This window comes from Gillisia sp. CAL575 (genome assembly GCF_000403785.1).
Classification (GTDB): Bacteria; Bacteroidota; Bacteroidia; order Flavobacteriales; family Flavobacteriaceae; genus Gillisia.
Map to the genome: position 1 here is coordinate 1 of NZ_APHJ01000038.1, position 6873 is coordinate 6873.

A 6873-nucleotide genomic window follows, 5' to 3' on the forward strand; every position below is an offset into this window, starting at 1 on the left:
CCACAATCATAGTGATGCTGGTGGCACTCAAGAAGTGACCACAAATAGGATGCTGAGCAGGTTATTTTTGTGTTGAATTCTTACTGAAGCAAAGCTTCATCAAAAATTCAACACGTTAAAATATTATAAGTATGAAATAAGAGAAATTAAAATATTATCTTTAAGAAATAAGGTTATTGCTTTTCATAGGAAACGATGTTGGCAAAAGTTTTTTTATTCTTTCTTCAAGAAATCTATTACTAACATATTTTTATCAAATTCCATTTCGCAAGTCCAACTATCTATCCACCATCTACCATTTTCATAATGAAGTTGAATGCTGTTCAAACCTTTAATATTGGACGCCATATTCGGCTCAGTTCTTATTTCAAATGCACTCCAAACTTGCGCAATATTTCCAAATTGGGTAGTCATTCTTTTAAGTTCTTTTTCATAAAAATCTTCTTTCGGTGATAGTCCGATTGGGATATATTCCGCTTCAAGTTTATGTGATTCTGCTTTTCCATTTTCGTCCAGTCTAGTTATAACTGCATCTTTTGAATGAATATACTTATCTCTTTCAAATTCCCACGGGTCATTACTTGAACCCGAAACAACATCATAATACGCGTTAATGATTGCATCTATTGATTTTACATCCTCAGCATATTTTAATTCTGTAGTTTGTCCGAAGACTGAAGAACAAATCATCAATGTAATTGTGAATAATAAATTTTTCATCGTAATTTAAATTTTTGCCAACGGTCTTGGTTAAGGCAAGTAGCGTGGAGTAGGGACACGTTCTTGTCGGCTTAGTCGTTTTTTACTTGGGATCTAATGTATCACTTTTCACCAGAATGCCCGCTATTTGCACTTAACCGATGTTAGCTCGCGTTAATTTATTCGGCTTTTAATACTTGTTTCCATTTTTCAGATTCCGCAAATTCTTTTATCATTCTATTTCTTGTTTCAAGTAATTCAGTCATATACTGCTTTAAAAAAAGTCGGTCAGCTAATTTTCCTAAAATTCCGAATGGAGACTTATAGTCAAAAATATCAATCATTAAGGTTCCGTTATCAAAATTGGAGAACTTATGTTGATGTTTAAAACTTTGAAATGCACCCTCAATCATTTCATCTTTGAAGTATTCAGGCGAATTTAATTCGGTAATTTTTGAAGTCAGATTTTGAGTTATTCCGAAATGTTTTGCTCTCCAGGTTACAGTTTCGTTCATTCCAATTAGTCCGCTAGTTTTACCAGCAATAGCTTCCTCATTTGTATGTTGAGTAGAAATTTTATGTAAATCGATACTTCGTGATAAATCAAACACCAATTTCTTGTCAGCTTTTATTTCAGTCCGTAATTCTATTCTTGGCATTCTGTTGGTTTTAATGCGAGCTAACGGTCTTGGTTAAGGCAAGTAGCGTGGATTAGGGACACGTTCTTGTCGGCTTTGTTGTTTTTTACTTGGTCTCTAAAATAACACTTTTCACCAGAATGCCCGCTATTTGCGCTTAACCGATGTTGTGCAAAGTTTTTATGTACTATTTAATTTATAGTTTGGAACTGTAATTCTTTTTATGAAAATTAATCCATCATACATTTCTGAAAACTTTTTATTGACTAAATGATAATCTTTAGGATTGAAACCCGGTCCACCTAGTATTAATTGTTTTACTTTTTTACTGAAAAAATTTATGGAATTATCTTTAATAGCTTTATCCATTTCTATAAAATAGATGTCTTTGTTTGCCTTTATTAATGTTTCTGAATATGTCCTTTTAAAAGGTTGATTCATCGTAAAAACTTCCCAATGATTAGGCTTGTTCTTTTCGACAATATAACCTCTTAAATCACCAATTCCGAAATCGAATCCTACACTGTAATAATTCTCTTTATAATAATTTTTTAAATGCGCACCTAAATTAGTCCAGCCACTTCCATAAGACAACATTTCTAGATTATTAATATGTTCATTATGTGCCCAGATAAATGCTTTTCCATTTTGAGTATTATTATCAATTATATATTTGGCATTTTCGAACATTTTCAAATCTCGAATTTGACTCGTAGGATTTTGAATATAGAAATTGTAATCTATTAGATATTCAATAGCTCTTATAATATCTTTGAATTCCTCAATATCAGTTGTAGTAGATTCTGACTCTACGATTATTTGCTTTAACTCTCGAAGTTTAGGATTTTTCTCATCTGCCCATTTCGAAGATATATTTTTGTAGTCAATTTTCTTATTTACACTTTCATCAGTAATTGAAAGCAAATCGTCATTGACTGGCAAATTATATTTTTTCACAAATCTGCGTATTCTTTCATTGATATCTGTCACTACCTGGATATCTATTCCATAAAAGCGAATTTGTTCAACTTTCCTTTTATTTAAATTATAATTTCTCATCCATTGTAAAAGATCTACAACTTCCAAGGTATGCCACGGATAAATGCTAAAATTCTCAGCTATAGTTTTTATATCACCTTTTCCACCGCTAATCCATTCATTAATACCTAATTCAGCTATATAAGATTCTTCCATCAAAAAAGCTTTTACATTTTCTTCTTTCACTAAGTATTTGAAAAACTTTGCTTTTATATCGAAAAATTCTTTACCATGATGTGTGGTTTCTCCAAAACCAAAAATTTTTGCATTCTGAAATTTCTCAGGAATATTTTTGTCAAATGATGCAAGATAAGTGTCGGGATCTGAATTTTCAATTTCTATCAGATTACTATTTATCCATTCGACAGTTTTGTTATTTTGAGCTTGGATTTGGGGAACAAATAAAAATAGAAATACGATTAAAAAATGTCTCATTTATAGTTCGGCTTATCTTGAAAATTTTGAACAACGGTCTTGGTTAAGCCAAGTGGCGTGGAGTAGGGACACGTTTTTGTCGGCTTAGTTGTTTGTTTCTTGGTCACTAAAATATTACTTTTTGTTGAAATACCCGCTATTTGGGCTTAACCGATGTTGTGCACAGTTATTTTATCCGATAATATGTATAACCTGAAGGATGGCTTCCAACCCATGAGCGACTTTTTCCGTCTCTAGATAATTCTCCATTTTCTTCTATAATTAATTTGTTATTGGTCGAGTCAATAAAGTAATCCCAAATTTTATTATCTGTATGTACAATGTCTGAATAATGTGGGAAAGTCGTTTCTAAATCGCAAAATTCAATCTTTTGTATTTTTGTTGGCTTATGCAATTTTAAATTAGATTTATTTTTATAAAAAAATATGGAGTCATTTCTAAATTTTAGATATTCTCCAAGTTTTTGATAATGAATTTTATCTGCTTCTGACTTGATTTTATTAAAAATTTTAAGTTCCCAAGTTCCATTTAAATCCTCGATTAATTCAGTTCTCAGGATGATTTTCAAAGAATCAGAAAGTTTTTTTGAATTCTTACCCAATTTACTTTCAGGAACCATTTTAAATGAAAACTCATATTCATGAAACGCGTTTCTTATTTTCGAACTATCTAAACTTATTTCAGCTTTTTGATACCATTCTGTTTGTATTTTATCGGCTTTTTCATCTTGTCCAAAAGAATGGAAAGATATTAGAATTAATAAAATTAAAATCTGTGTTTTCATAATAATTGTGCACAACGGTCTTGGTTAAGGCAAGTAGCGTGGAGTAGGGACGCGTTCTTGTCGGCTTTGTTGTTTTTTACTTGGTGTCTAAAATAATACTTTTCATCAGAATGCCCGCTATTTGCGCTTAACCGATGTTGCCCACAGTACTTTTTTTATTCGTAATGGAATCTACATTTAGCAATCAATATTTCGTCATCTTTAAATTGATAAATTAACCTATGTTCACTATCAATTCTTCTTGACCAAAATCCAGAATATTTATGCTTTAAAGCTTCTGGTTTTCCAATTCCATCAAAAGGATTTCTCGCTATATCTTTTAAAAGTTGATTTATTTTCTTCAACTTCTTTTTATCAGTTTTTTGCCAATACAAATAATCTTCCCAAGATTCGTCAACAAATACATATTTCATATTAATCTTCGATTAATTCCTTATTGATAGTTTTACCACTTCTTAATTTATCAATTGCAGAATCTAATCTCAATTCATTTTTCCGAGAGGACAATTCATAATTTGTTGCCATCAAGGAATTATATTCTTGTAACGACATAACTACAATTCCGGTGTCCTTTCCACGATTGATAATAAGAGTTTCAAAGTTTTTTACAACTTTGTCCAAGTAGGTTTTAATGTCTTTACGAAAATCAGAAACAGTTGCTATTTGCATAATAGAGTATTTTATTGTGTACAAATATATGTACAATATTTAGTTCATGCAATTTTTTTTGTATTGTGGGCAACGGTCTTGGTTAAGGCAAGTAGCGTGGAGTAGGGACACGTTCTTGTCGGCTTAGTTGTTTGTTACTTGATGTCTAAAATATTACTTTTTACTCGAATGCCCGCTATTTGCGCTTAACCGATGTTGCCCGCTTTTATTCTTCTTCTAACTCATCTTCATTGATTTCAGGAACTTCAAATATCATCGGCACATTTGATTTCAATGCTTTCCCTGCAACTATTGCCTGTCTGAATTTTAATTTGGGAAGTGACTTTGTTATTTCTTGACCAAAATAGTTCGATAAGAAGTCACTACTAGTTTTGTCAAATTCTTGAAACGAGATTATAGTATTGCATTGTGTTAAAATTGTTTTGGAAACGTTTGCTGTTCTTTGAGCAATTACTAAAAGTCCTACATTATATTTTCTTCCCTGTAATGCAATCTGAGCAATACTATTTAATAACGGCTGAGAAACTTTATCTGATACTCCTGAGAAATTCCATTCAGGTATAACCGTATGAGCTTCTTCTAATACAATACAAATTCGATTGCCAAAACTCTTTTGGGTTTTTGCAATATGGAATAGCAATCTAAAAAATGTTTTAGTATAAGTTAGAACTCCAGAAGTATTTTCAACGTGTGGAAGTTCGAAAATTGAAAGTTGGTTTTCTCCTTTTAAAAAATCTTCTATTTGACTATGAATGGTTTCTGATACTTCTTTTTTTCTTTTTCGTGAATTTTCATTGTCCTTGTTATAATTGTCTGAAATCTGTTGTTCAATGTAGTCAATATCTTTAAAGAGTTTTTCGCTTACAGTTTCTTCTATAGTTTTTATTGGACTTAAATCTGAAAATTTACCCACATATTCCCCTGTGAAATCAATACAAATTACCTTTGTGTTTTCGTCTTTGAGATATTGTCGAATTAGATTTCTAGAAAAAACTGACTTCCCTGTACCTGTTACCCCAACAACAGCCATATGATGAGACATAGCTGTATCTTTATTCAAGACTACTGGATAATTAGTGTCTGGAATTTGTCCGATTTTATATTCATTTTCTTCAATTTTTGGATCATTAATTCCAGAAGCTATGTAGATAGGCGTATTTATTTCTGGTACCCACCCAAATTGTTCAAACTGAAATTTATCTTCGTTCCAAGTTCCTAGCTGTAATCCTTCTCCCAGAATAATTCCTGTTTGGTTTTTATTTTCTAATTGCTCTATTTTAGTAATTCCTTCTACGATTTGATAGAGAACTTTTTGACCTTGAATATTGACTTCCAATAACTGTCCTTCACTTATTCTTATCTTTGAATTATAAATAAATCGAATTTTAAAAATTGTACTATTCTCAGTTACTATACCTACAAATCGTTTTAAGTAATCATTTTCAGGTATATTTTCCAATTTGTAAACAACATCAGATTTATGGTCTTCAAATATATTGGAAGTGAATATTTTCTCGATTTCGCTATTTGATAAAACCTTAACCCATTGTTGTTGATTTAATAAATATGTATCAAGCAACAAACCTTTTCTAACTTTTTTGTCGGTAGAATATTTAAATTCTACAAAATCAAATATTCTTGTATTTACAACTCGGTCTGATGAATCATACAATTTAACCAAAAAAGTATTTTTGGATTGTACTCCGAAAATTTGACCTAATGCTAGCTTATTACTTTTATCCTTACTTATTTTAAAAATATCTTCGATTGAATTGGCAAGGGATGGAATATTTAAAATTATAAAGATTGCCCAAAATAATAGCAATCCATTAAATTGATTATTCCCTGTACCAAATTGCATAAATACTCCCCAAAGGAAGAAACTAGAAAATAATGTTTCTGGTTTTCCGATTTCCCTATTTAATCTTGCAATTAATCGAATTGCTTTATTTTCTTGACCTAAACTTTGTTGTCTTAGCCAAAGAAGGGCATAACTAGTAGTAATCAGGTAGACTATTACACCTAAAAAAATCCAAAAGATAAAATCTCGTTTTTCACTTTCTACTATTAATAATGATATACCAGCAGTAATAGCATTTATAAAAATATTAGAATCTTTTGAAAAATGGGGTTGGTCAATTAGGGAGAGCAAAATAAGAAGAAGCAGACCCGAAGTAAACCAAAAATCATCTAATATAAAGTGAAAATCGCCAGTTAGAGATTTCCCTAATATTAATAGAATTAATAAAGAAATTCCTAAAAAAATTAATCTAAATTTTTTACTCATATTTTTCTGAATAATTGCGGGCAACGGTCTTGTTTAACGCAAGTGGCGTGGAGTAGGGACACGAACTTGTCGGCTTAGTTGTTTTTTACTTGGTCACTAAAATAACACTTTTCACCAGATTGCCCGCTATTTGCTGTTAGCATCCATGAAAAAGCAGTAATCGAGTATCTTTAATAATCACTATAAAAACTAAAGATATGGAAACCCGAGTTACTGCATTACCAAAGTTATTCATAGGAATTGATATTCACAAGAGAAGCTGGAAAATACATTGCAGCACCGATCTCTTTGGCGGTAAATCTTTCACGATGCCTCCAGATCCT

At 31.1% G+C, this 6873-nt stretch carries 7 protein-coding genes; all 7 read right to left on the reverse strand.

What is annotated here, in order from left to right:
• Positions 1 to 213 precede the first annotated feature (213 nt).
• On the reverse strand, positions 214 to 720 hold the full coding sequence (locus I130_RS12440) for a hypothetical protein (protein WP_034923660.1): 507 nt from the start codon (positions 718 to 720) through the stop codon (positions 214 to 216).
• A gap of 158 nt (positions 721 to 878) precedes the next feature.
• The gene (locus I130_RS12445; protein WP_034923663.1) at positions 879 to 1358 is read right to left on the reverse strand and encodes an SRPBCC family protein; all 480 of its coding nucleotides are present in this window, start codon (positions 1356 to 1358) and stop codon (positions 879 to 881) included.
• A 159-nt stretch (positions 1359 to 1517) separates the two neighbouring features.
• The gene (locus I130_RS12450; RefSeq protein ID WP_034923666.1) at positions 1518 to 2810 is read right to left on the reverse strand and encodes an erythromycin esterase family protein; all 1293 of its coding nucleotides are present in this window, start codon (positions 2808 to 2810) and stop codon (positions 1518 to 1520) included.
• A 166-nt stretch (positions 2811 to 2976) separates the two neighbouring features.
• Positions 2977 to 3594 carry a hypothetical protein gene (locus I130_RS12455; protein WP_034923670.1) on the reverse strand — a complete coding sequence of 206 codons (618 nt, stop codon included), beginning with the start codon at positions 3592 to 3594 and terminating at the stop codon, positions 2977 to 2979.
• A gap of 155 nt (positions 3595 to 3749) precedes the next feature.
• Positions 3750 to 4007 (reverse strand): Txe/YoeB family addiction module toxin, encoded by a 258-nt coding sequence (locus tag I130_RS12460; protein WP_034923674.1) that lies wholly within the window; start codon positions 4005 to 4007, stop codon positions 3750 to 3752.
• A gap of 1 nt (position 4008) precedes the next feature.
• Positions 4009 to 4263, reverse strand: a complete 255-nt coding sequence (locus I130_RS12465) for a type II toxin-antitoxin system Phd/YefM family antitoxin (protein ID WP_034923677.1) — start codon at positions 4261 to 4263, stop codon at positions 4009 to 4011.
• A 205-nt stretch (positions 4264 to 4468) separates the two neighbouring features.
• Positions 4469 to 6550, reverse strand: coding sequence for an ATP-binding protein (locus tag I130_RS12470; protein WP_034923680.1), 2082 nt, complete (start codon positions 6548 to 6550; stop codon positions 4469 to 4471).
• Positions 6551 to 6873: the final 323 nt, after the last annotated feature.